A 26,999-nucleotide genomic window follows, 5' to 3' on the forward strand; every position below is an offset into this window, starting at 1 on the left:
CTAATGTCACCCCGATCTTAATTGAGGGGTTCCAAGATGAAATATACGCAACTACCCAACACCGATCTTCAGGTTAGCAAAATCTGTTTAGGAACGATGACCTTTGGTCGTCAGAATACGGAAGCTGAAGCCCATGAACAATTGGATTATGCCCTAGAAAAAGGAGTGAATTTTGTAGACACTGCCGAAATGTATGCAGTGCCCTTCACTATGGAGACCCAGGGACTGACCGAGAAATACATCGGGACTTGGCTAGCCAAAACAGGAAACAGGGATAAGATCGTCTTGGCCACAAAAATCACTGGGCCGGGAAGAGGAATTTTTAAAGACATTCGTCCTAAGTTGGATTTCAGCAAGGAATCCTTGGAAGATGCCCTTCATAAAAGCCTGAAGCGATTGCAAACCGATTATATTGACCTGTATCAGCTGCATTGGCCAGAGAGAGCGGTGAATGTATTCGGGGTACGTGATTACAGCCATGTTCCAAATGCGGAGTGGGAAGATAATATTGGTGAAATTTTGGACCGATTGGAAGGGTATGTAAAACAAGGGAAGATTCGGCATATCGGACTTTCCAATGAAACGCCTTTCGGGATTATGCGATACATGGAAGAGCATCGGAAAGGAAAACTGAAGATGGTCTCTACTCAAAATGCGTATAGTCTTTTGCAACGTAGGGATGAGGTAGGACTTACCGAAGTCTTGCAAATGGAAAACGTAGGGTATTTGGTGTATTCACCTTTGGCTTTCGGTGTGCTTTCAGGGAAATACTTGAACGGTCAGAAACCGGAAGGTGCAAGGGTAACGTTGTTCCCCAACTACAGTCGATACAGTAGTGATTCTTCTTTGGCTGCCACACAGAAGTATGCGGATATTGCAAATAAGCACGGTATGTCCCTTTCGCAAATGGCCTTGGCTTTTGTCAATGAGCGTCCCTTTGTGACTTCGAATATTATTGGAGCGACCTCTCTGGAGCAACTTTCAGAAAATATAGAAAGCATTACTATATCCCTGTCTGAAGAGGTCTACAGGGACATTCAGAAAGTGCATGCCGAAATGCCAAATCCTGCGCCTTAACAACAGATTCTCTCAATTAATAGGTCGGTTCCCTCAATGGAATGAACTCTTAACGCATTTTATGTAACAAGAGGATTATTCAATCGTTAGTTTTATTGAAAACTACTGATTATGAGATTTCTATTCATCCTTTTCTTTTGTCTTTCTTTTGCCTTTACCCACGCTCAAACTGAATTCGAAGCCCACGAGAATGGACTTATTTATTCGCCCGAAGCCATGTCCAAACTTTCAGAGATTGTGGCGATGGAAAATCAGCAGTTCCGTGTATGTGATTTATCCAAAGACTTTAAATCCAATTTACAGACGACGGGTTATGTTCTTAAGGTATCCGATAAACATAGAAAGGACCTCGCACGAGACGTAAAGGCATCCATTCCCTTATCGGATTTCTTGGAAAAATACAAGGTTGAACTTGGGGATAAACAACTCATGGTGCTGAGCGAGTATGAAGGCTATGACGGGGAGATGATTTCCGAATTAAACACCTATCCCGCGGAGAACTCCTTTTACATAAGTAAAGATGAAATCCAACCGGGAAAAGGAAACCCTTGGATGATGCGGGATACCTATGGCGGTAAAATCCGTTTGTTGTACATGGAACGGCCAATGACAACTTCAAAAGTGCCCTATAAATATGCCCGAATGATTCAGTACTCGGAATGTTTGGTAGATACCACGGCGACCATTCACCCGAAAGGGGCTAAGGAATCCTATTTTAACTTTTCAAATAAAGGCAAAAAGCTGAAGCAGGGTCAATTGATACAGGAAATCAGCTCGAAATTTGGTAAAGAAGAACCTGAACCGAAATATGGTAATATGGGCGAATATGAGGCCTATCAGGAAGATTTGAAGGCTTATGAAACCGAAATGTTTGCCTTCGCAAAGAGAGAACTCATGGGCAACGCCGATTTCGATCAACTGCTAAAGGAGTCGTATGAGGAGGCTTTGGAGCTCAAGATGTCTTCGGAAACCTATGAACGATATGTGGCTGGACTACTTTCAAAAAAAGAAGCTCTTCAATTAAAGCGTAATAGAATTGTAGTAGGAAGTTGTAGTCAGGATTCAAGTCCGAGATATCATGCCATGGATATCGCCCAATTATCGGCCGAAAGTTATAGTTGGGAAATCTTCCTAAGGGCCCATTTGGATATTATGAACGATAATTTTCGACGTGCTTCAGATGGCAGTTACGCTTGGGGTAGAAGGCATACATACATCAAGGAATTGGAAGAACTGGACATCAATGTTCCCGATTTATTGTTGGGGATTACTTTAAGAACTTCCAATCCGTCCAAAAATCACTATTACGGAAGCATACGAAGGGTAGGTAGAGCCATAGCCGAAAGCAAAGACTTGGACGTTTTTAAAACCGAAATATTAAATGCAGTGGGTAATGAAGAACTGGACGATTACAATAGATTAATGTTTTTCTATACCTACGCCAGTCTTCAGTACAATTTGGATATGAATCAGGAAAAGGAGTTTAACAAGACCAAAGTAGAAGGGGTTCGGGATCTGTTACCGAAACATTTAAGAACCATAGAGTACTAAAGGTACTACTCGATGAAATACCAAGATCGGGTAATCTTTCCATCCTTTATTTGGTAGGCTCCCATGGAAGAGGATTGCACCTTTTTGCCCTCTTTGTTGAGATAACTAACGGTTTCCTTAAAACTGATAATACTTCCTTGAACTACGTATTCGGAAATTTCTGAAGTGACCTTTATACCGGAACCGAAGTACTGTTCCATCGCGTTTCTAAAGGCTTCTTTTCCCACCACTTCCAAGACCAATTCGTCCTTGGTGATGTAGAAATATTTGAAATCTTCACTCACATTATTCACCAAGGCATCTACATCCTGAGTGTTGAATGCCTTGATCTGACTTTGGAAGAGCTCTAACAACGAACCGTCCTGAGCCCAAAGTAGGGAACCAGATAGTAAAAAAACGAGGGCAAAAAGATACTTTCTCATATGGGTTGAAATTTGCTAATACTCAAATATATAGATAATATTACGTAAATCGCTAATAAACGATTTAATAATGTTGCCTTGAGTCTTTTCGGAACTGTTACATCCTAACCGAATAGATGCTGAACTACGTCATGCACCTTGGCCAATTTTATGACCTGGATACCGTAGTTCTCTTTGGGAAGTTTGCAGTATTTAGAAATGATGATACTTTCAAAACCGAGCTTTTCGGCTTCAGAAATACGCTGATCTACACGTGTCACGGGCCGAACCTCGCCCGCTAGGCCGATTTCAGCAGCAAAGCACATACGCTTATCGATAGCGATGTCAATATTGGAAGATAGAACCGCAGCAACTACGGCCAAATCGATCGCTGGATCGTCAACCGAGATGCCGCCCGTAACATTCAAAAAGACATCCTTAGCGCCCAGCTTAAATCCGGCGCGTTTTTCGAGAACGGCCAGTAGCATATTCAATCGTTTCACGTTGTATCCCGTAGTGCTCCGTTGAGGAGTTCCGTATACCGCTGTACTCACCAATGCTTGGATTTCGATCATCAATGGGCGCATGCCTTCCAAAGTGGCAGCGATGGCGGTACCGCTGAGGTCTTCTTCATTTTTCGAAATGAGAATTTCACTGGGATTGGGGACTTCCCTAAGGCCGCTTCCCTGCATTTCGTAAATGCCCAATTCGTGGGTGCTTCCAAAACGGTTTTTATGGGCGCGTAGAATACGGTACACATGATTGCGATCTCCTTCAAACTGCAACACAGTATCTACCATATGTTCCAAAATCTTAGGCCCAGCGATATGCCCATCTTTGGTAATATGTCCAATAAGGATTACCGGTGTGGCTGTTTCCTTGGCAAATTTTATGAGCTCCGCTGTGCATTCCCGAATTTGGGATACACTTCCGGCACTGCTTTCAATATGATTGGTTTGCAGGGTTTGTATGGAGTCGATCACCAAAATATCCGGTTGCATTTCCCCGATATTCCTGAAAATGTTTTGGGTATTGGTTTCGGTAAGAATAAAACAATGTTCCGAATTGGGATGAATGCGTTCCGCACGCATCTTTATTTGTTGTGCACTTTCCTCCCCAGAAACATACAGGGTTTTATAGGGTAACTGCAATGCCACTTGAAGCATCAAAGTACTTTTTCCAATGCCAGGTTCCCCGCCCAAAAGCGTAAGCGAACCGGGCACCAAGCCACCACCCAACACACGATTCAATTCTTGATTTCGAGTATTGAGGCGCGCTTCTACCGTGGTATCAATTTCGGAAATGCGAACAGGTTTCGCCACCCGTTTACTGGGGGGTTCTGAAGTGGCATCCCAACCTGTTTTTTGGGTTTTCTGAACCACTTCTTCGGCAATGGTGTTCCACTCCTTACAAGAGGTACATTGCCCTTGCCATTTAGAGAATTGAGCGCCACAATTTTGGCAGAAAAAAGTAGTCTTGGTTTTGGCCATAATGGTTTCAGCTAAAATAGATATATTTATGATCGTGGTAAAAAAAATACTCCCCTTCTTTTTTTATTTCCTAGCTAGTAGTGCCTTGGCGCAATCGGGGAACGTAATTCACAAAACCTTTACGAAACAGGACGGATTGGATTTGGATGTAATCCATACCGTAGCGTTCGATGATGACGGATTTCTGTGGCTAGGGGGAGCGCAACTTGAAGTTCGGGATATTATATTGAGCGATGAGAAAATATCCCTACATCGTTTTAACGGGGTTTCCTTTCATCAAATTCCCTTTCCGGAAGGGGATCCTAGGATTCTTAGTGTGCATGAGTTGTACAAAAGAGATGACGGGCAGTTCTATGTAAGTACTCGAACCCCTGAGGGAGATGCTCTTTTCCTATTCAATCCTTACACGACACAATTTATCCAGGTAGTACTTCCCAGTTCCAATACCTTCGATGTGGCCATATCGAAGGTATTTCGTTATAAGGATAAGGATTACATACTAACGCAGTTGCATAGGGAGATCACCCTCAATATCCTCAATGAGGACGTAACGCTCACCCCTTTATTCAGTTTTACCAGTAAAGAAAACAAGTTCCGCTTAGATGAATCCACTAGATTCATTCCTTATGAAGACCAGCTCATCATAGGTGATGACAATTTCGCGATTGTGTTTTTGGATTGGAAAGGCAATGTGCTAAAACGATTTTCTGAAGATACCTTTTTGCGAGACCGTGATTCGACAGTTGACAAATTTTGGTTGGACGAAATATTCGAAGCCAACGAAAAAAAATATGCTTTTGTAAATGGAAGGGAACAATTACATGAAGTTTTAGATTCAGATAAGGATATAGTTCCGGTTGAAGGGGATGGGTTCCATCTGCCTTCAGAAGTATTGAAAGCATATAACGATCCCTCGGGGAATCATATCATTGCCAATAAAAACAAGGGTCCGCTTAAGTTCTATGCAAAGGGAAAAGACGGATTTGTCCAACTATTCGAAAGTGATGCCTTTGAAAATACGAGTTCGGTAGAACTGATTTCCAATGACCTGACCAAAGATGTGTGGGTGACTTCTAATTGGGGCGAACTGCATTACTTCAAATTTCGCGAACAAAAAATTAAAACCTTTCTGCCCGATAAACAATTAAGAACCCTAGCTTCTTTGGGAGAAGACAAGTATATGGTGGCTACAGAAAGCAAAGGTTGGTTCGTTTTGGATTTGAATTCAGGAACAACAGAGCCATTCATCCTCAGGGAAAACGATAGGGTCTTTTCCCCAACATCTTCCAGAACAATGATGCAAGAAGGCGACTTTATTTGGAGCACCAGTTTTGGAAATATTTTGAAAGTAAATGCACAAAATGGAGAAACCATTTCTTATCGTCATTATCCAGTGAACAGTATGGTGGCTCCCACCGATTCTACTTTCATTTATGCTACCAACGGATATCACTTAATGGAGTTCAATAAGAACACCACCAAACATAATAAACTAGTGTTAACGGATACTTTGAAGATGTTCGATCTTGAGTTTCGTGATGAAGGATCCGTAGTTGTTGGAACAAGCAATGGAGTGCTCATCTATGATCTCCAAACCAAAAAAGCGAAGTTATTAAATGATACTACCCAACTTGAGGATCCCTATATTTTAATGATGGATTATCACCCGGATTATGGCTACCTGTTGGGAACCCGAGCCGGTCATTTAGTGGCTTTCAATTTACAATCGGAAACCTTCAATACGCTGTATAAGGATGATCTCAAGGCAGGAATCGCCACTGTTCTTTTTGAAGGTGATACTTGGTGGATCAACACCTTTAATGGTATTGTAGCCTATAATATGAACGACAAATCTAAAGTGCGCTTTTCCGAAAATGACGGATTGAGTAATAAAGAAGCCAATCGATACAGTGCTCTGGATACAGGCGATGGTTTTTTGGTAGGCTGTATTGCAGGGCTCAATTACTTTAAGCCATCCGAACTAAAACCGGACGTTTCCCATTCCGAACTTCGATTGTTGAAAGTGAGAAATTACGACAAGGAACAGCGTAAAATTATAGATCGTTTGGATCGTGAATATTTAGATGAACAGTCCCAAATTGTCCTTCCCACAGAATACAAAGAGCTGCAGGTAGATTTTGCTTTGACCCATAATGTGGAAAACAGAGATCATTCCTTCCGCTATCGCATGGACGATCAGGATTGGGTTGATCTAAAACAAGAACAGTCTATACGTTTTCCCAATTTGGGAGCAGGCACCTATCGCTTGGAGATAGAGGCCCTTAATTACTCGGGGAAGAAGATGGGGGAATCGTTGGTGCTTTCCATCAACTCCAAAAACTTCTTTTACAAAACCTGGTGGTTTTATTTGCTCATCACCGTGGGCGGTATAGGTTTGGCGTTCTATTTTCTGAAACAGTCCCAGGACAAGAGAAGGTTGCAAGAAGATTTTTCTGAAGGACTGTTGCTTTCACAAGAAAATGAGCGTACCCGTATCGCCAAGGAACTGCACGATAGTGTAGGGCAACAGCTAACACTTATTAAACGTAGGGCGCAGGATCTTTCCCAAGATGAAATTTCGAATATGACACATAGCGCGTTGGAAGAAATTCGAAGTATTTCCCGCGGACTGTATCCAGCAGTACTAAAGCAATTGGGCCTTTCTGAGAGTATCGAGCAATTGCTATATGATTTGGACGAACAAACCGAGTTATTTTGTACTTCGGAAATTGATGACATAGATCGTTATTTTTCTGAAGAGGATAGCCTAAATTTTTATAGATTTATTCAGGAAAACATTTCCAACATACTTAAACATGCAGAAGCTACCTCTTTGGTGGTCATGGTGAAGGATCAGGGGAAAAAAGTATGGGTTAGGATTAAGGATGATGGCAAAGGATTTACGGTAACCGAGGAAATGAAAAACAATAGTTTAGGATTGAAGACCCTTTCGGAAAGGATAAGGATACTGAAGGGAACCTTGCAGATAAACAGTAAAACAGGAGGAGGCACCGAAGTTGTAGCCGAAATACCCATTTCATGAACAAACAGGACATAACCATATTACCGGCCGATGATCACCCTATGTTGTTGAAGGGGCTTTCCGATCAATTAAAGGAATCGGGTTTTCCGGTATTGGAAGGTGCCCTAAATGGAGCACAGGCACTGGATAGTATTGTAAAGGATGATCCCACCATAGCCATTTTGGATATTGAAATGCCCCTGTTGTCGGGTTTCGAAGTGATAAAAAAATGCAAGGAAAAAGGGGTTTCCACTCGGTTCATCATCCTTACTTCCCACAAGGAAAAAGCCTTTGTACTTAAAGCCAAAAAATTGGATATTTCTGGGTATTTATTGAAAGACGAACCTTTTTCTGAAATAGAGGCTTGTGTTTTGGCTGTGGCTAACGGGAAAAGCTATTTCAGTAGTGCGTTCGATGATATTTTCAATAAAGAAATTAGTCCCCAACTGGAAAAAATAAAGTACTTATCTCCTTCAGAAAGAACAATTGTTCGACTCATCGCCCAGGAGAAAACAAGCAAGGAGATTAGTGACCTATTGAGTATTTCCCATAGGACCGTCCAAAAACACCGCGCCAATATCATAGCAAAGTTGGATCTTCCTAAAAATGTAGACTCCCTATCTGTTTGGACTTCAGAAAACAGGGAGATTATTCTTTCCCTCTAACTACGTACCCCTACGTATTTTTTGACTAGTCGTACGTATTTTCTTGCGTTGGTTTAGCGGCTACTTTTACCGTAGCTAAATTCTCAACCATGAAAAAGGTCATACCCCTAGTCTTTTTTCTTACCAGTTTCTTGACTTTTGGTCAGGATACCAACCCGCCTACGGCCGTTTGTACAAACTTTACTGCTTTGTTAGATGCCACGGGCTCGGTTACCATAATGGCGAGCGATGTAGACGGAGGATCCTTTGATGCCGAAGGCCCGGTGACCCTATCCATAGATATAGATACGTTTACCTGCATAGAAGCAGGCCCTAATACGGTAACCCTCACTGCAACGGATGGGGGAGGCAATACCGATACATGTATGGCCACTGTGACCGTTGCCGATTTGCTTGCGCCTACTGCGATTTGCCAACCCGTGACCCTAACGTTGGATGGTACAGGGAATGCGACATTACTAACCAGTCAAGTAGATAATGGATCGTCCGACAATTGTGGAGCTGTGTTTTTCTCCCTTTCCAAAACCAACTTTACTTGTGCCGATGTAGGGTCCGAAATGGTCACCCTTACGGTAACCGATAGTTTTGGTAATGCTTCCAATTGCATGGCGAACATTACGATTCAAGAAATGACAGAGCCGGTACAAGCTAATTGCCAGGATATCACCCTAACTCTAGATGCATCGGGATCAGTTTCAATCGTAGCACAGGATTTGGATGACCCTGGCAATCCTTCTACCGGATATAGTTCGTGTGGCACGCTTTCATTCAGTGCAAGCCAAACTACTTTCGATTGTGACGATGTGTTGAATCCATTACCCACCCGTGAACTTATTCTTACTGGAGTTATAGGTGACACGGCGACTACAGGGAGACCAAGGGCTATAGAATTGTATGCCATAAAAGACGTTCCCGTTGGCGATTTGGATCTATATGGTTTGGGATCGGCCAATCCGGCCGAAGGGGTAGTGACTCAAGAATTTACCTTTCCCAATAACGGTTCGGTCATTCCTGCAGGAACCCATATCACCATTGCACAAGATAATACGGTATTTACCAATTTCTTTGGGATTTCGGCAGACTATGTAGCCAGTACCGCTGCAGATATAGATGGAAATGATGTAGTGAGCCTCTTCTATAATGGAACTGCAGTAGATACGTTTGGAGATATTAATGCGGTCGAAATTCAACTAGGCGTAGAATTGGGCCGATTGGATCGTTGGGCCTATACCAATGGATGGGCGTATCGTATTGATAATACCGAACAAAACGGAGGCGTTTTCGATTTCGACGATGCTACGTGGGCCTACAGTAGTCCAGGAGCACTGGGAACATTCTTAACCAATCCTGCACCGCCACCACCGCCCGTACCACCGATTAGTGGAACCGGATTTCCCATAAACACCTATACATTTACCCCCTTTGGAGTGCAAAGCCCCCTTCAAGTTACTTTAACCATAGACGATGGTAACGGAAATACCGATAGTTGTATTGCCAATGTCACAGTAGTGGACAATGTGGTACCTACCTTCTTGGTCATGAACATCACCAAGACACTGGATGCAATGGGAAATGCCTTTGTGGAAGCTAGCGAATTATATACGGCAGAAGCAGTAGACAATTGCAATGGAGGTCAAGTACTCCGCTATCGTGTAGAACCCAGTCAATTCAACTGTAGCGATATTGTTAGTAATCCGAATCCCGTAGTGGTAACGGCCATCGATGTATTTGGCAATGAAACCAGTCAAACAGCTTTTGTGACCCTTCAGGATACCACAGCACCTCAAAATCTATGTGCAAATATTACAGTCACTTTAGATGCCAACGGTATGGCTACGATTACGCCAGCCGATATTCTCGGAGCCAGCGAGGACCCGTGTGGAATCGATGTTCAAAGTATTGACGTTTCTACCTTCGATTGCTCCAACATCGGTGTAAACAATGTGGTGTTAACCCTTACCGATCCCTATGGAAATACGTCTACCTGCACCGCTCAAGTAACCGTTCAAGACACAACAGATCCCAATGCGATTTGCCAAGATATCACAGTACAATTGGATGCCAGTGGAAATGCTACCATTACCGCTTCACAATTGGATAATGGAAGTAACGATGCCTGTGGAATTGCATCGGTAGTCGCGGACATCACAAGTTTCAGCTGTTCTGATATTGGGGTAAATGATGTAGTACTTACGGTAACCGATACCAATGGAAATATCGCAACATGTACCGCACAGGTAACGGTTGAAGATGCTATGAATCCAACGGCTATGGCTAGTGATATTTCAGTAGTATTGAATACCAGCGGGCAAGCATTTATCTCCGGTAGTGATATCGATAACGGTTCTACCGATAATTGTACGATTGTCTCGTTATCCGTTTCCCCGGATACATTTACTTGCTCGGATACAGGAAGTCCCGTAAGCGTGACCTTAACGGTGACCGATGATTCTGGAAATACCGATACGGCCACTGCCAATGTAACTGTTGTAGATACCACCGCTCCAGTAGCGAATTGCCAAGACATAACCATACAATTAGATACCAATGGAATGGCTTCCGTTACTGCTGCGGATGTAGATGGAGGAAGTACCGTTTCCTGTGGTACAGCTACGACAAGTATTGATATTGCCTCTTTCGATTGTTCCAATATTGGGCCCAACAGTGTGGTATTAACGGTAATGAATGCCAGTGGGTTGACCACCCAGTGTACAGCTGTGGTTACGGTAGAAGACACACTTCCACCCACTGTGAATTGCCAAGACATTACCGTTATATTGGATGCTTCGGGAAATGCAAGCATTCTGCCAAGTGATGTGGATGCAGGCAGTTCAGATAATTGTGGAATTGCATCTTCCAGTTTGGACATAAGCAGTTTTAGCTGCGCCGATGTGGGGACGAATACTATCACCCTTTCGGTGATGGATGTCAATGGAAATACAGCCAGTTGTACCGCTATGGTAACTGTGCTGGACGATATAAACCCAACGGCTGTTTGCCAAAATATCACTCTTCCTTTAGATGCTAATGGAAATGCAACACTCGATCCTTCACAGATCGATGCCGGTAGTTCGGACTTCTGTGGAATCGCTTCCCTAAGCGTTTCTCCAAATACTTTTGATTGTTCCAACCTTGGAGCCAATGCGGTAACCCTAACAGTGACCGATACCAGTGGAAATACGGATACTTGTACCGCCATTGTAACAATAGAAGATGATACCGATCCTGAAGCCGTTTGTCAAAATATTACCGTACAATTGGATGCCAGCGGAAATGCGTTTATCTCGGCAGCCGATATTGATGGTGGAAGCACGGATGCCTGTGGCATTGCAAGTATATCGGCTAGTAATACCCTTTTCAATTGTACCAATGTAGGATCCAATACGATATTGCTTACGGTTTTGGATACGAGTGGTAATGTAGACAATTGCAGTGCCATAGTCACGGTTGAGGATAACGTACCACCAGCGGTTATCTGCCAGGATATCACAATTTCATTGGATACTTCGGGAAGTGCCTTTATAACAGTAGCCGATATCGATGGAGGTACTACGGATGCCTGTGGCTTATCTTCGGTAACCATAGATACGAATACCTTCGATTGCGATGATCTAGGGCCTAATAATGTTACTCTCACAGCAACGGATATTTATGGAAATACAGCTAGTTGTCTGGCCGTCGTTACCATAACGGATACTACCGATCCAACGGTTTTCTGTCCCTCCAATCAGACAGAAGTAATCCTTATAGGAACTCAATTTACAGTACCGGATTACTTTGCCTTAGGATTGGCAACGGCAGACGATAACTGTACCGATCCTATTACGATCGTTTCCCAAAACCCTACACCAGGCACTCAATTAACAGAGGGAACCTATACCGTTTCCATCACTGCCGAAGACGACAGCGGAAATAGTGAAAGTTGCAATTTCCAGTTGATCGTAGATGAGGTGCTTGGGGTAGAAGAAGCAGGAAATCCATTTTCGGGCACATTGGTTCCCAACCCAACTTCAGGAGAGATCTACCTAAGACATTCGGGCACGGTTCAGATTGAAAAAATAACCATTTACGATCTATTGGGCAGAGTGCTTATGGAAAAGGAAGAAGGACTTTCCAGTACCGAAATCTCCATGGATGTTTCCCTATTGCCTTCGGCTCAGTACATCGTGAAGGTAACTACGGTTAATGGGATTTGGATTCAGCAACTCATTAAAGAATAAGGATTATGAAAACACGCTATATCATTGTCTTTTTCCTCCTTGGAAGCCTAACGGCAACTTCCCAACAAGTGATTCGTACGACGGTAAGTTCAGCAGGTGGATCGGAAACGGTCGCTGTGGGAGAGCAGGAATATACAGTACAACAAACCATAGGGCAGCAAAGTGTTATTGGTACCTATGCCACAGAAAGTATTACAGCGAGACAGGGATTTATTCAACCACCGATCAGGGTTCGAGGTATCATTGAGGAGGACACCGATCTCGATGCGGTGGTATATCCCAATCCGTTCGAAAGTTCCGTACGGATAAAATTCAATGAAGAAATCAGCGGGCCATTATCGGTAGTATTATACGATATGCAAGGGCGGTTGGTGTATGACAAAGCGTATGAGCCCGCAGGAGAAATAGAAGTGCAATTGGACTTCCTTTCCAAAGCCGCCTATGTGCTTTTGGTCTCTTCAGAAAACAAACAACTTAAGGCCAATCTATTAAAAAACTAACGATCGATATGAAAAAACTACTACTCCTAGTCTTTATATGCATCGGATCCTTCAGCTATGCACAACAAGTATTTGTAGAAGCTGGAAGGAATACCTCGCACTTCAAATTCAAAAACGATAGTGGAGAGGAATTAGAGAACCTTCAATCCAAAACCAAAAGCTACGTAAGTGCTGGGTACAAACATAAACTGTACAAGAGTTTGTCCTTGACCTCGGGCCTTGCCTATCAAAGCTATGGAGCTATAGGAAGCGATGACGTGCTCGGTAATTTCTTTGAATGGGATATCGACTACCTGAGTGTTAACCTTGGGTTGGATTATGATTTTACCATTACCGAAGATGTATCCTTTTATCTCATCGCCACTTTCAATGCAGAGGTAATGGTAGATGGCGTACAGACTTTAAATGGTCAGGTTTTTAACGTAAAGGATGTTGAAGAGTTTAACGATGTAGCAATGTTTTTACGGAGCGGAGGGGGAGTTCGCTTCGATATTTCCGAAAAAGCAAAAATCTATGCCCAATACCTGTACGGATCTGGATTGGTATTGGACGACGAAAACAACTCTGCCAATACAGAATTGAGAATCAACGTCCATTCCTTCGGAATAGGTGTTATGGTCGATATCCCCTGTAGAAAGCAAGAAGAATTTCCGGTAGAAGGAACCACTAATGAAACCCAAAACTAGAAGTCATGAAAAAGTTACTACTTCTATTGTTTATAGCCATCATTTCTGTAGCAACCTATGCTCAAACCGATGGATTGCATTATCAAGCCATGATCATAGATCCCAATGTGCAGGAATTGCCTGGGAACAATGCTACGGGGAATATTCTCCCCAATACGGATGTAACATTGCGTTTTACCATTTTTAATGCAGCAGGGAATAGGGATTATTCCGAAATTCAGAATACACGAACCGACGCTTATGGAATGGTAAACGTCATTATCGGTCAAGGACAACCCCAAGGAACCGATCTGTTCACTGAGATTTTCTGGGATGGAACACGAAAGGATTTAAAAGTGGAGATTCAGTTCAATGGTCGCTTTACCGATTTAAGCAACCAGTCACTTACCTTCATCCCTTATGCGTTTCATCGTGATATCATCGCGACAGGAAACATGGATGTAGATGGTAATGTCATTTTAGGGGGCAATCTGGTCGTAGAAGGCACTACCGATTTAAACGATCGCCTTTTGGTCAACAATGAGAGCCCAACCTTATTATCGGGATCCCTTACGGTAGACGGTGCCACCAATCTTAACAGCACCCTCGATGTGACCGACGAAAGTCCTACGCATCTCACGGGAATTTTACTGGTGGATTTAGAGACCCAACTGAGAAGTACCTTGGAAGTTGATGGTTTTACCGTGTTGAATGATAACCTAAGGGTAGAAGGAGCTACCGAATTGAATAGCACCTTGGGAGTAGATGGTGTTACCAATCTGAATAGTACATTGGAAGTAGACGGAGCCACGCAGTTAAACAGCACCTTAACCGTAATCGATGCTACCCAATTGAATAGCACGTTAGAAGTGGATGGAGCCACTACCTTAAACAATACCCTGGATGTAACCAATCAAAGTCCGACGCGATTAACGGGAACCTTAACGGTAGATGGGGTTACCAATCTGAATGACAATGTTTCTATAAACAATAACAGTTCCTTGAATGTTTCAGGGGATTTAGTGGTGCAAGGGTCTACTCTCTTTGAGGATGACCTCACCGTTGATGGGGATACCAATTTAAATGGACTTCTAAATGTAAATAACAATAGCCCCACCAACTTAAGTGGGACCTTGAATGTAGCCAATGCAACCACCTTGGGAAGCTCCCTTACCGTAGATGGCCCCACGAACTTGGAAAATGAGCTTAATGTGAACAATCAAAGCCCAACCAATCTTTCGGGAAGTTTAACCGTCGATTTGGGTACGGAACTCAACAGCAGCCTTTCGGTGAACAATGGAAGTCCAACGCTATTAACGGGTACCCTGGATGTAGAAGGAGCCATGAACCTTAATAACAACCTTACGGTAAATGGAGTAACCAATCTGAACAGTTTTGTTTTTGTGAATAATGGGGCGCCAACCAATTTGTCGGGTGAATTGAATGTAGCTGGAGATACTGATATGGATGGTACTTTAATTGTCGATGGAGCGACTACATTGAACCAAGGATTAACGGTTGCGAATGCTAGTGATACGTATTTAACAGGAACCTTGGAGGTAGATGGCGAAACCACTTTGAACAATTCGTTGGATGTGACCAATCAGAGCCCAACGTACCTTTCGGGAACACTTACGGTAGATGAGGCTACTACATTGAATAGTAGTTTGGATGTGACCAATGCGTCTCCTACAACACTTACGGGAACCTTGGATGTCGATGGAGCTACTACCATTAATAATTCGCTTTCTGTCTTAAATGGTTCGGAAACCAAATTAACAGGAACGCTTACCGTAGATGAGGATACCAATTTGAATAGCAATCTTACGGTGCTCAATGGAAGTGATACTAATTTAAGTGGGATTCTCAATGTTACGGGTGCCACTACTTTGGACAACACTTTGACGGTAGCTGGAGCGACTACCATAAATAACGATTTAACTGTAACGGGGAATACGTTCTTGGGAAGCCTCAATACCCAAAGCATCAATATTTCTGGAGATAATCCAGCTTTTGTGGCTACTTTCGAAAATACAAACACAGGAGATGGAGATGGTATTGCGATTCGTTTGGGGAAAAACCACGGTGCTTGGGACGGAACTCAAATCCTTCAGATTGTAAATCCGTTAATTGGTGATCCCGATGCTGGGATTCCGCCGATTGATCCTACCTATCAGAGTGCCATAAATATTATAAAGACCCAGTTTCAATCCCCCGGAACCTTTTCGGTTTCCGATATGATCAACTTAGCCCCAGGGGGGCTGCGATCGGGCGGTATTCTTTCGATTAATGAATTTGTGTTTCAGCAAATGAATTCCAGTTTGGGACTTCCCAAGAATTTACCTGGAGTGAATTTCCCTTTCACCACCTTGACTCAGACACCAACACCGCCACCACCGTTTCCAGGGGTGACCATTCCTTTTGTAAATGTGACTATTCCTGGATGGCAGGTGCCTTCGGTGAGTATTCCGAGCCAGGTGTTGAACAGTCCTATTGGCAATTTTATCCCTTCCTTACCCCTTACGGGAGATAATACGGGGGGATTACCAGGAATTGACTTTCCCACCATTCCTACCCAGGCCATTGCAGGTTCCCTGAACAAAAACAACGAATACGTTTCCTTCCAAGACAAAGATGGACGGGTAACAGGAAGCATCCGAGCACAATCCTTACAGGATTTTGCCAATGAGACGATTTGTAATCCAGTGTATTTAATGAATGTGATCTCCAAGTTCATTGGAGTGGACCTATTGGATAAAGTAGTGGCCGGATCGGTAGAGATGACCAATCTTATCGAAAAGTTCAATCATATTGGGGTAGAGTACACTTCGGGTAATGGGGATTACGCGGAATGGTTGCCCAGATCGAATGCCGAAGAATACATTACAGCAGGTGATATTGTAGCCGTGAAAGGCGGATTTATTACCAAAGATTTGGAAAATGTAGAACAGATCATGGTGGTTTCGCACCGTCCAATCATTTTAGGAAACACCCCCGATCCCGAGCGAACCCATTTGGGTAACAACGTGGCTTTTATGGGGCAAGTACCCGTTAAGGTCATGGGACCTGTGGAAACGGGAGATTATATCGTAGCAGATACTACCGTTCGAGGGTATGGTGTTGCGAAATCCCAAGAGGAGATGCAAGCCGAAGATTTTGTCTTGGCTGTAGGAAGATCTTGGGAAGAAAACCAGAACGAAGGTCCCAAAATGGTAAATACAGTAGTTGGGGTTCATAATGGGGATTGGGTAAGCGTAGTACAGAAACTTCAACAAAAACAGAAAGCCTACGAAGCACAATTTAAAGCCATAGAAGCCAAAGTAAATGCCTTGGATCAAAAGGCCGAAGAACTATTGGAAAACAATCACTAAATCCAAAACCATGAAACGTCTCTTACACATATTGATTTTTCTGCTTGGGGCTGGATTGTACGCACAGACGGACGGACTCACTTATCAGGCTGTTATTCTAGACCCCAATATTCAGGAATTACCTGGGGTAAATGCTAGTGGGAATATTTTACCCAATGCAGCGGTTACCTTGCGATTCACCATTACAAATAGCAATGGCGAAGTAGACTATCGTGAACAGCACAGTACGCAAACCGATGCGCACGGGATCATAAATTTGGTCATAGGGCAAGGAGAACAGATAAGCCAGAATGCGTTTACCGACATTTTTTGGAATGGCGCTCCTAAAAACTTGAGGGTAGAAATTAACCTCGGGGATCGATTCAATGACCTCAATGAACAGACATTGACATTTGTTCCCTATGCCTTTCACAGGGACATTACCGCCACGGGCACATTAAGAGCTGAAGGAGATGTGCTATTTGGAGGGAATTTAGTGGTGGACGGAATTACGAATTTGAATAGTTCGTTAGATGTGAATAACGAGAGCTCTTCGGAGCTAACAGGAATTCTACAAGTCACAGGTGCCACTCAATTGAATAACTCCTTAGATGTAAACAACCAACAACGAACACTTTTTACAGGGACTTTGGAAGTGGATGGAGCCACCCAATTGCGCAGTCGACTAACCGTGGCAGATTCAACCCAATTAAATAATACCTTGGAAGTAAATGGCCTTACACGATTGAAAAGTACATTGGATGTTGAAGGCGCTACCCGTCTGGGAGACCGTCTTATTGTGAGCGAGGCCACACAACTGAATAGCACGTTAACGGTAGAAGACGCTACTGTTCTAAGAAGAACCCTCGATGTGGATGGAGCTACGAGTTTAAACGATGATTTACGAGTGGACAACCAACGGCCCACATATTTGTCGGGGACACTTACGGTAGATGGGGAAAGCAATTTCAATTCGAATGTTCTTGTAAACAATGGGAGCAACGTGAATGTTTCTGGCGATATGTCAATCGGCGGGGATACGGTGCTTCAACAAGATGTCACCGTCGAAGGGGATACAAACCTTAATACCTCCCTTTCGGTTAACAATGGAAGTCCAACGACTTTAAGTGGTACTCTCAATGTGGAGGGACAAACGGCTTTAGCCAGTGAACTATTGGTCCTTGGAACCACAGATCTAAATAACTTTTTACGCGTAAACAATGCCAGTGAAACCCTATTAACGGGAGGACTTACGGTAGGCTTAGCTACGCAACTCAATGGGCGGCTTTTGGTGCTTAATGGCAGTCCAACCTTCCTTTCAGGACCCTTGAATGTAAACGGAGAAATCCTATTTGGAGATGACATGACGGTAACCGGAATTGCCAATTTTAATGATGAGCTCAATGTTCTTAATGGCGCCGCAGTCACCTTGTCCGGAGATTTAGATGTAGAAGGGAATACTAGTTTGGGAGGAATCCTAGATGTATTGAATCAAACGACCCTCAACGATGACCTTACGGTAACCAATACCGAAGCATCTGCGTTCACGGGAGCGCTCGAGGTAGACGGTAGTACCACCATAAACAATATGTTTCAGGTTACCGCTCAATCTCCCTCCTATTGGAGCGGTACCTTGGTGGTAGACGAAGCAACCGTTATCAATAATTCACTGGACGTTACCAATGGAAGCGCCACTGCACTTACAGGAAGCTTAACGGTAGATGGAATTACCTCGGTACAATCCAATCTTGATGTAACCAATGGGAGCCCTACCTTTCTTTCGGGAAGATTAGGGGTGGAAGGAATGACCGAACTCAACGCGCTTAATGTGAACAATGTTGCAGAGACGCGATTGAGCGGCACCCTAAACGTGGCGGGCGCCGTGAATCTCAACAACGTATTTACCATTGCCAACGCAACTACCGTAAACAACGACCTTACGGTAACGGGAGGCGCTAACTTAACGAGCCTTACCACTGGCGGAATTTCAGTCATCGATGATAACCCCAACTATTTGGGAATCTTGTCCAATGCCGACCAAGGAGATGGAGGAGGAATCCTCATTAAACTGGGTCGTGATCATGGTAGATGGACGGGGAGTAGTATTCTGAAAATCGATCAGACGCTCATTAGTAATGATCCAGTGAACAATACACCGCCTACGGATCCTTTGTATGTTACCGCACTGAATACGGTGAAAACCAAATTCCTGAATCCAGGACCATTCACCATGGGAGAGATTGTGGGACTGAGTCCTTTGGCCTTAAGAGCCGCTTCTATTGGGAATATCAACAATTTGGTCTTTCAAGAAGTACAAGCGCAACTTAATTTCCCAAAGAATGTACCTTCGGTTACCATGCCTTCTTTTGCCGTTCCTGGTTTCGAAAATGAAATCGTGTTCTTCAATGGGCTATCTCCCATTTGTTCAGGGCAATACTGTTATAGTGTATGTTTTCCATTTGCGGGTTGTATTCGGGTATGTATTCCTCCAGTGAATGTATGCGTGCCAACCATTCCAAAAATTGCATTTCCGGCTTTGCAGGTACCACAGGTGAATGTAGCGCCTACTTTCAATAATTTTCTTCCAGCATTACCAACTTTAAGCGAAGCTGGATTGCCAGATGTGGGAATTCCGAGCATCCCAACCGTACCTTTCCAAAATTCACTTTCTAGGGAAAACGAGTACATGACCTTTCAGGATAGGGATCAGAGAAAGACAGGAGCCATTCGTGCCATGTCTATAGCCGACTTTGCCGATAGTACGATCTTGGATGATGTTTACGCGATCAATGTCGCTTCCCGATTCATTAACATCGATTTATTGAAATCGATAGTGCGGGGAGGGGCCACGATGGTAGACCTTATCAATAAATTCAACAAAATGGGTGTGGAGTACACTTCGGGTAACGGGGATTATGCCGAGTGGTTGGAGCGCTTTTCACCGAGTGAATACGTAACACCGGGTGATATTGTTGGTGTAAGAGGCGGTAAAATATCCAAGGACCTTACCCACTTCGAACAATTGATGGTAGTATCGCATCGCCCCATTGTTTTGGGGAACGATCCTACGCATGAAAAGAAGCATTTAGGTAATGCGGTGGCTTTTATCGGTCAAGTACCTGTGAAGGTGATCGGACCCGCGCATAAAGGGGATTATATTGTTGCCAATCCTGACTTTTCAGGATACGGAAGGGCCATTGCCCCAGAGAATATGAAGACCGAAGACTTCCGATATGCCGTAGGGCGCGCTTGGGAGGAAAATGAGAACCCTGGCCCCAAGATGGTAAATACTGTAGTGGGGATTCACAATGGTGACTTTGCGAAAGCCCTTCAGCAGATAGCCTCACAGCAAAACTCCTTGGATTCAAAATTGAAAACACTGGAGGAGAGAATCGAAGAAATTTCAGAAAAACTCAATACAACAACTCAAATTGAAGATTATGCAGGTAAGGAATAAATTATGGTTAGGTCTATGCCTACTAATGGTAACCCTAGGATGGGGACAAGAGCAAGATACTTTTTACTTAAGTCAAGAGCAGTTAACGCAGATTCAAAAAAGTGAAGAAGCCTTAAGCGTTTGGTTCGAGGAAATAAAAACCCCAGGCGTGAAGATTGAAGGAAACCAAATGATCTTTAGTGAGGAAGCGCAGAAATTGATTAAAGATGTTTCATACCGCGAAAACGTGTATAAAGAAAACTATTCGTTCGCAGATGTACAACAGAGCTTGGCAAGGTTCGAAATGCAAAAAGCCTTTTGGCAAATGCTGAATTTATATCCGGACCACAAGGAAGATGTCGTGCGTTATATTTATGCTTATGACAAAGCTTTCCCAACCGATGAGGTGGTGGTAGCTTCCTTTTACACCTATGCTTTCTTCGATCCGGCCATTACGGATTTAAGCGAAGGGAAACCCAATGTTCACCGTCCCGATATTTTCGAGGACTACTTGCGAAGAACCCAAGAGATTGTTACGTATATCGAATACTTCCGAAACGAGGAAGCCAAAACCAAATCCTAATTTTCATTTCAACAACTAACCCAATTAAAAAGCCCTCACTGTTACAGTAGAGGGCTTTTTTTTGGAAAGGGATAAGCGGTTAGTACCCGAAATCCTCTTTTATTTTATCCGCTTTGTCCAGCATAAGGTCTGTGGTGATAAAGTCTACTTCTTCCTTGTCGAAAGCTCCCTGGAAGATACGCATGGCCTTTTTGGGTTCGCCCACTTCTTCATAATAGCGACCCAAATAATAGTCTCCCAAATTGGTATCGGGATATTGTTGTTTGGCCATGATGGCAATTTCTTTTAATGATTCCCACTGCTTTCGCTTTTCGCTCGCACGTGCCGTTGCTAAATAATCGTTCACACGAATGGGATTGGTAAGCCCAAAAAGATCTTCTATGGTTTTGTACTTATCAACGAGATACTGGTGAATGGGCATCTCCGTTTTCAGTAAAACATCTTTGTACTCTTGTTTTGAAATAGGGCGGTATACCGAAAATATCTTCTCCATGGCCGATGGAATGGCGCGCGCTACCAAAGAATAGTGCGTAGCACCTTCGAAGTTATCGTAGTAATAGGAGAAAGTTTCGGACTTTAACGGGCTTAGCTTCTTGTTAAGGTCTTCGGTTATTTCCATCAAGTCCTTAATATCGTCCGTTCCCGTAGCCATATAATAAAACAGTTTGGACTGAATGTTGGGAATTCGCTGTGGAAGGCGATCATCCAACATAGGAGCCAAGTCCGGGCTCAAACTAATGTATCCATTGAACAACGGCGGGTCTTTGAAAAGGTAATAATTAATGTAATTGGCCGTAAAGTCATGTCCTACGGCAATCACGAATTTGGCCGTACGGAAAGCACTATCAATATAAGGCATCAATTCTAACCCTACGAACTCGAAGAAATCGGCTCCCGTTTCTGCGGGCATAAAATTGGTGTCGTCGTAGTGACAGTCGTCATAGCGTTTATCCCCCTGCATGACTCCCACAACGATGGCCTCTGGCATGTCTTCCCAATAACTAAAGTAATCTACATTCCCTGCTACCGGTTCGAACAGGTAATTGGCATCTAGTACAAGTACTATAGGATAGGACTTGTCCACATTTTCTTCATAATCCCTCGGCAATTGAATTTTTAACCTTCGGGATTCCCCTAATTTCATAGAGGTAATCTCTTCATAAATAACCTTAGATTGGGCCAGACCCGAAAACGCAAGTAGTAAGCCAAAAACAGGTAGTAGGATTCGTTTCATGTTCAGCATTGATTTAGGAGGGTAAGATAGTAAATTTTGAAAAGCGATGTTCCCTTATAGCCTATTCCTATTGTATATAGGCAGGAAAATAAAGGAAAGTGCCCCGAAAAGTAAAATGGCTGCGATATTGGAGGTCCATACGATCCATCCGAAAGCCGTTCCCAAGGTTTCGGGAATGCCAAATACCAACAAAATTCCCATAATGGCTGCTGGGTAGGTCCCAAAACCGCTATTGGTAAAGGCGAAGGCAAAACTTCCCACAACGAAGGTAATGATCACCGTCCCGACACTAATTGTGGAAGTGTCTGGTAAGGCTTGGGTAGCCGTATAGAAGGATAGGATGTACAAAACCCAAATAAGAAGGCTGTGAATAATAAATGGCACTTTTTTGCGCATAGTAGCGATACTCAGCACACCATCCTTTAGTCCAGAAATCAACTTTTTTATTTTTAGGCTAAGCGCGTTTTTGGAGTATTTCATAAACAGAAGGAAGAGAATTCCCAATAGGGCCAGTCCAGCAATGGCAATACCGATTTTTTTAACCGGGACGATTTCCTTCAGATAGGTATACAAAGTGTCGAATTCCAATAACAGGGCAATCATAGTAAAGAGGAAAAGTAGAATAAGGTCAACGATCCTTTCAGAAATGATAGTCCCAAAGCCCTTATCGAAAGGAACCTTTTCGTATTTGCTCAATACTAAGGCCCGCGAAACTTCTCCACTTTTCGGAATGAAAATATTCATGACATAGGCAATGGAGACGGCCATGAAATTGTTTAGGAGCTTGGGGCGATAGCCAAGGGGTTCTAGCATGAAATTCCAACGATAGGCGCGTATCACATGACTAAAAATGCTCAGTAACACAGCCAATGCTACTATGGCGTAATTTGCATTTTTAAAATGAAACAACACCTGCTCCTTCTGTTCCGGCGTAAATTTTCCGTAGATGTACCAAATAAGGAATATCCCCAAAGCTAGGGGAATGGCAATTTGGAGGAATTTTGAGAGGGATTTATTCAAACTAGATGAGTAGGTTATTCTCCTCGTTAGGGAATACCAAAGCAGGCTTAAACTGCTTGGCTTCCTCTATACTCATAATGGCATAGGTAATGAGAATAAGGATGTCCCCAGGTGCTACTTTTCTGGCTGCAGCTCCATTTAGGGTGATTTCCCCACTGTTTCTCGGGCCAGGAATCGCATAGGTTTCGAGGCGCTCGCCATTGTTATTGTTTACAATTTGCACTTTTTCGCCTTCCACTATATTGGCGGCGTCCATAAGATCCTCATCAATTGTGATACTACCTATATAATTAAGGTCTGCACCCGTTACTTTTACTCTGTGAATCTTCGATTTAACTACGTGAATTTGCATGGCGCAAAGATACGATTATGATTTTAGTTTTTTTGAAACCCCAATTTATATTTTAGGGAGTTCCATATTGTCTATGAGTCTAATTTCCCCAGCATAGGCTGCCACGAAAGCACGATACGAATTGCCTTTTCGTTTTCGTCGCGCGGTCTTTAGATTCTCGATATTGGCGATTTCGAAATATTCCAATTCCAAATGAGCGCTTTCTGCAAAGATCCCCTCCGCCATAGCTTGTAGGGTAGGGATGCTTTCTTCGAGAAAATGTTCCCGTACCTTTTTCAAGGTCTTATAGATAAGATCGGCTTCCTTAAACTGTGTTGCCGTAAGTCGTTGATTGCGGGAGCTCATAGCCAGCCCGTGAGATTCCCTTAAAATAGGGCAGCCAACAACGGTAACCGGAAGTTGCTCAATCGCTACCAATCTGCGAACGATTTGCAATTGTTGAAAATCCTTTTCTCCAAAATAGGCTCTTGTGGGTTGTAAGGCACGGAACAACAAATTAAGCACTGTACCTACACCATCGAAATGCCCCGTTCTGTATTTTCCTTCCATGGCGTGCTCCAATCCACCGAAGTTATATTTTTTGGATATAACAGTTTCTCCATAAAGATCGGCCACATTGGGTGCGTAGATGAAAATGGTTCCCTTCAGGGTGTTGAGTAATTGGGCATCGGCCTTCAAGGTGCGGGGATACTTTTCGAGGTCGGAAGCATTATCGAATTGGGTGGGGTTTACGAAAATACTTACGACAACCACTTCGTTTTCCGAAAGGGCTTTTTCTACTAGTGAAAGGTGACCTTCATGCAATGCCCCCATAGTGGGAACAAAGCCAACGGATTGCTTTTTTTGAGAAAAAGAATCCAATTCTTTGCGTAGGATTTCCTGTTGGTGATATATCATAATAGAACGAAATCGCGCAAAATTAAGATATAAAGCGCAATCTGCATAAATTTTCGTAATTTTGCGCATTCTATAAATAAGCCAAGTAAATAATAGAATTTATGAAAGATAAGAGAGTCTTGTATGTGTCTTCTGAGGTGATTCCATATCTTCCGGAGACCGAGATTTCTTCCATGTCGTTCGAAGCTCCGCGCATGGTCAATGGCAACGGTGGTCAAATACGCATCTTTATGCCCCGATACGGAAATATTAACGAGCGTCGTCACCAACTTCACGAAGTCATTCGTCTTTCTGGGATGAATTTGGTCATCAATGATTTGGACATGCCCCTTATCATAAAGGTAGCCTCCATCCCCAAAGAGCGTATGCAGGTATACTTTATAGACAATGAAGATTACTTCAAGCGTAAGGCGACCTATGCAGACGAAGAAGGGAATTTTTACCCAGACAATGATGAGCGTGCGATCTTTTTCGCCAAAGGAGTGATCGAAACCGTGAAAAAACTGAATTGGTCTCCGGACATTATTCACGTGCACGGTTGGTTGGCTTCTTTCTTGCCGTTGTACCTTAGGACTTATTATAGTAACGAACCGTTGTTTGAGAACAGTAAAATAGTTACCTCTTTATACAATCAAGGCTTCAACGACACGTTAAATACAGAGCTGATCAATAAAATTAAATTCGACGAAATCCCTGAAGAAAAAGTGGCACACCTGTCCAGTCCGGATTATTTCAACGTAATGAAGACGGCCATAGACAACAGTGATGCGGTGATTGTAGCATCTAACGATATTTCTTCCGATTTCGATGCGTATCTTAAAAAACTCGAAAAGCCTGTGTTAAAATATCACAATAAAGAAGAAGTTGAACGGGCTTATTTGGACTTTTACCAAACAGAAGTGCTAGATTAATACCTTTATTTGAAGTATGAACATGAAGAATTTATTACTCAAGATCGGAGTAATTTTCACCCTTATCGTAGCCCTTGCTTCCTGCGAAGAAGATTTTAGTACCATAGATACCGATATCATTGTTCAAAATTTCACCACCCCAGATACGGTGATGGATGTTACCGCCTACAGTAGGGCATTGAACGGTGTACAGACCAACGGTTTGTCTGCTTATCAACTGGGAATCTTCAACGACCCGGTTTATGGACAATCCAAGGCTAATTTCTTGGGACAGGTGCTTATGGCGAATCCAGACCCTACATTCCCTAACGACACCTTAAGTCCAGAAATAGAAAGAGTCGTATTATACGTTCCTTATTTTTCCAATAACACCACTACCGATGGTGAAACTACCTTTACATTAGATTCGGTAGTTGGGAGTACGCCAATGCGTGTGTCTGTATACGAATCGAATTTCTTGTTGCGAAACTTAGATCCCGATGCCGATTTTGAAGAGGCACAGCAATATTATTCCAATCAGGCCAGTGAATTCGATCCAGAAATGGGAGAGTTATTGGCACAGGTTGATGATTTTGTGGTTTCCGATCAGGAGCAAGAAGTGATTTTTGAAAGTACGGGAGATACCATTACCCTAAATCCAGGATTGGTAATGGAGCTTCCCATTAGCTTCTTTCAGGAAAAGATATACGATCGCGAAGGTCAACCGGAATTGTTGACCAACAATAACTTCACAGAATTTTTCCGTGGATTATATATAAAGGTAGAAGAAGCCCAATCTGGAGATAATCTTTTCCTTTTCGATGAGCAGGAAATGACCCTTACCATGCATTATTCATCCGAAACTACAACCTTGGATGAAAATGGCAATCAGGAGACCGATGATAACGGTGATATTGTTCGTGTCCTGAGTAATTTTGAAATGAACTTTAGGGGAATTAATGTAAATGTATTCGATACAAATGTTCCCGCAGGCATTGCAGCACAGCTTAGTAGCCCCAACACAACAGATGGGGAAGAAAGGTTGTATGTAAGAGGAAGTGAAGGTATTGTCACTATGATTGACCTTTTCGGTACCGATGACAATGGCAATGGGATCGATGATCTTGAGGAGCTACGTGAGGAGGATTGGATCATCAATGAAGCCAACCTTATTTTCTATGTGGACCAATCCCAAATTCCTGGGGGTGCTAAAGAACCGGAAAGACTTATCATTTACGAAACCAAGAACCAAAGGGTATTGGCCGATTATTCGGTAGACCTTACCTCTAGTAACCAACCCGTTGATGCCATCACTACGCATTTGGGAAGGTTGGAGCGCGGTTCAGACAATATTGGGGATTTCTATAAAATTAGAATCACCACACACGTAAGTAACCTTATCAACAGGGATTCCCTAAACGTTCCCTTGGCACTTTTGGTTACCAATAATGCGAGCCAGGTGGATTTTAGGGACCTAAGAAACCCTATCGAAGTAGATGCTTCCGATCCATCCAACGTAATTTCGTTGGAAAGACTTCCTGCTACCTCAATTACTTCTCACGAAGGAACCGTATTGCATGGTAATAGATCTACAAATGAAGACAAAAGGCTAAGGCTGCAAATCTTCTTTACTGTACCTGAATAAT

Annotated in this window: 18 protein-coding genes; 12 read left to right on the plus strand and 6 right to left on the minus strand. The window is 43.1% G+C overall.

Going from position 1 to position 26,999, the window contains the following annotated elements:
- The first annotated feature begins 36 nt into the window (after positions 1-36).
- Positions 37-1,077: an NADP(H)-dependent aldo-keto reductase gene (locus tag POV27_RS01210; protein ID WP_272860902.1), complete on the plus strand. Its 1,041-nt coding sequence runs from the start codon at positions 37-39 to the stop codon at positions 1,075-1,077.
- A 111-nt stretch (positions 1,078-1,188) separates the two neighbouring features.
- Entirely contained in the window at positions 1,189-2,628 is a 1,440-nt protein-coding gene (locus tag POV27_RS01215; RefSeq protein WP_272860903.1) for a hypothetical protein, read from the plus strand.
- A gap of 5 nt (positions 2,629-2,633) precedes the next feature.
- Here the strand turns inward: POV27_RS01215 and POV27_RS01220 are convergent, their stop codons facing one another.
- Together POV27_RS01220 and radA are read right to left on the minus strand one after the other, a co-directional pair.
- Positions 2,634-3,050, minus strand: a complete 417-nt coding sequence (locus tag POV27_RS01220; RefSeq protein WP_272860904.1) for a nuclear transport factor 2 family protein — start codon at positions 3,048-3,050, stop codon at positions 2,634-2,636.
- 104 nt (positions 3,051-3,154) lie between these two features.
- Positions 3,155-4,519: a DNA repair protein RadA gene (gene radA / locus POV27_RS01225; protein ID WP_272860905.1), complete on the minus strand. Its 1,365-nt coding sequence runs from the start codon at positions 4,517-4,519 to the stop codon at positions 3,155-3,157.
- A 28-nt stretch (positions 4,520-4,547) separates the two neighbouring features.
- Between radA and POV27_RS01230 the strand changes: the two genes are divergently transcribed.
- The 8 genes from POV27_RS01230 to POV27_RS01265 all read left to right on the plus strand — a co-directional run bounded on the left by POV27_RS01230 (position 4,548) and on the right by POV27_RS01265 (position 20,960).
- Positions 4,548-7,562 (plus strand): sensor histidine kinase, encoded by a 3,015-nt coding sequence (locus POV27_RS01230; RefSeq protein WP_272860906.1) that lies wholly within the window; start codon positions 4,548-4,550, stop codon positions 7,560-7,562.
- On the plus strand, positions 7,559-8,206 hold the full coding sequence (locus tag POV27_RS01235) for a response regulator (protein ID WP_272860907.1): 648 nt from the start codon (positions 7,559-7,561) through the stop codon (positions 8,204-8,206). The genes POV27_RS01230 and POV27_RS01235 overlap by 4 nt, the downstream gene beginning before the upstream one ends.
- A gap of 89 nt (positions 8,207-8,295) precedes the next feature.
- Positions 8,296-12,426 carry an HYR domain-containing protein gene (locus POV27_RS01240; RefSeq protein ID WP_272860908.1) on the plus strand — a complete coding sequence of 1,377 codons (4,131 nt, stop codon included), beginning with the start codon at positions 8,296-8,298 and terminating at the stop codon, positions 12,424-12,426.
- A 5-nt stretch (positions 12,427-12,431) separates the two neighbouring features.
- Complete coding sequence (locus POV27_RS01245; RefSeq protein WP_272860909.1) at positions 12,432-12,926, plus strand: T9SS type A sorting domain-containing protein; 495 nt, start codon at positions 12,432-12,434, stop codon at positions 12,924-12,926.
- Between the two features lie 8 nt (positions 12,927-12,934).
- On the plus strand, positions 12,935-13,612 hold the full coding sequence (locus POV27_RS01250; protein ID WP_272860910.1) for an outer membrane protein: 678 nt from the start codon (positions 12,935-12,937) through the stop codon (positions 13,610-13,612).
- Between the two features lie 5 nt (positions 13,613-13,617).
- Positions 13,618-16,962, plus strand: coding sequence for a hypothetical protein (locus POV27_RS01255; RefSeq protein WP_272860911.1), 3,345 nt, complete (start codon positions 13,618-13,620; stop codon positions 16,960-16,962).
- Between the two features lie 10 nt (positions 16,963-16,972).
- A complete protein-coding gene (locus POV27_RS01260) occupies positions 16,973-20,398 on the plus strand; it encodes a translocation/assembly module TamB domain-containing protein (protein WP_272860912.1) in 3,426 nt (1,141 codons plus the stop codon).
- Complete coding sequence (locus POV27_RS01265; RefSeq protein WP_272860913.1) at positions 20,382-20,960, plus strand: hypothetical protein; 579 nt, start codon at positions 20,382-20,384, stop codon at positions 20,958-20,960. The genes POV27_RS01260 and POV27_RS01265 overlap by 17 nt, the downstream gene beginning before the upstream one ends.
- Before the next feature lie 79 nt (positions 20,961-21,039).
- Here POV27_RS01265 and POV27_RS01270 read toward each other — a convergent pair whose 3' ends face one another.
- Genes POV27_RS01270 through panC form a run of 4 tightly spaced genes read right to left on the minus strand, consistent with a single transcriptional unit; the run spans position 21,040 to position 24,463 of the window.
- Complete coding sequence (locus tag POV27_RS01270) at positions 21,040-22,194, minus strand: alpha/beta hydrolase (RefSeq protein ID WP_272860914.1); 1,155 nt, start codon at positions 22,192-22,194, stop codon at positions 21,040-21,042.
- Between the two features lie 54 nt (positions 22,195-22,248).
- Positions 22,249-23,214, minus strand: a complete 966-nt coding sequence (locus tag POV27_RS01275) for a lysylphosphatidylglycerol synthase transmembrane domain-containing protein (RefSeq protein WP_272860915.1) — start codon at positions 23,212-23,214, stop codon at positions 22,249-22,251.
- Position 23,215: 1 nt separating this feature from the next.
- Positions 23,216-23,566: an aspartate 1-decarboxylase gene (gene panD / locus POV27_RS01280; RefSeq protein WP_272860916.1), complete on the minus strand. Its 351-nt coding sequence runs from the start codon at positions 23,564-23,566 to the stop codon at positions 23,216-23,218.
- A gap of 45 nt (positions 23,567-23,611) precedes the next feature.
- Positions 23,612-24,463 (minus strand): pantoate--beta-alanine ligase, encoded by an 852-nt coding sequence (gene panC / locus POV27_RS01285; RefSeq protein ID WP_336375824.1) that lies wholly within the window; start codon positions 24,461-24,463, stop codon positions 23,612-23,614.
- Between the two features lie 101 nt (positions 24,464-24,564).
- Between panC and POV27_RS01290 the strand changes: the two genes are divergently transcribed.
- Together POV27_RS01290 and POV27_RS01295 are read left to right on the plus strand one after the other, a co-directional pair.
- On the plus strand, positions 24,565-25,374 hold the full coding sequence (locus POV27_RS01290) for a glycogen/starch synthase (protein WP_272860917.1): 810 nt from the start codon (positions 24,565-24,567) through the stop codon (positions 25,372-25,374).
- Between the two features lie 22 nt (positions 25,375-25,396).
- Positions 25,397-26,998 (plus strand): BamH family beta-barrel-assembly machinery protein, encoded by a 1,602-nt coding sequence (locus POV27_RS01295; protein WP_272860918.1) that lies wholly within the window; start codon positions 25,397-25,399, stop codon positions 26,996-26,998.
- Position 26,999: the final 1 nt, after the last annotated feature.

It is taken from the genome of Aureisphaera galaxeae (genome assembly GCF_028561275.1).
In the GTDB taxonomy this organism is placed as follows: Bacteria; Bacteroidota; Bacteroidia; order Flavobacteriales; family Flavobacteriaceae; genus Aureisphaera; species Aureisphaera galaxeae.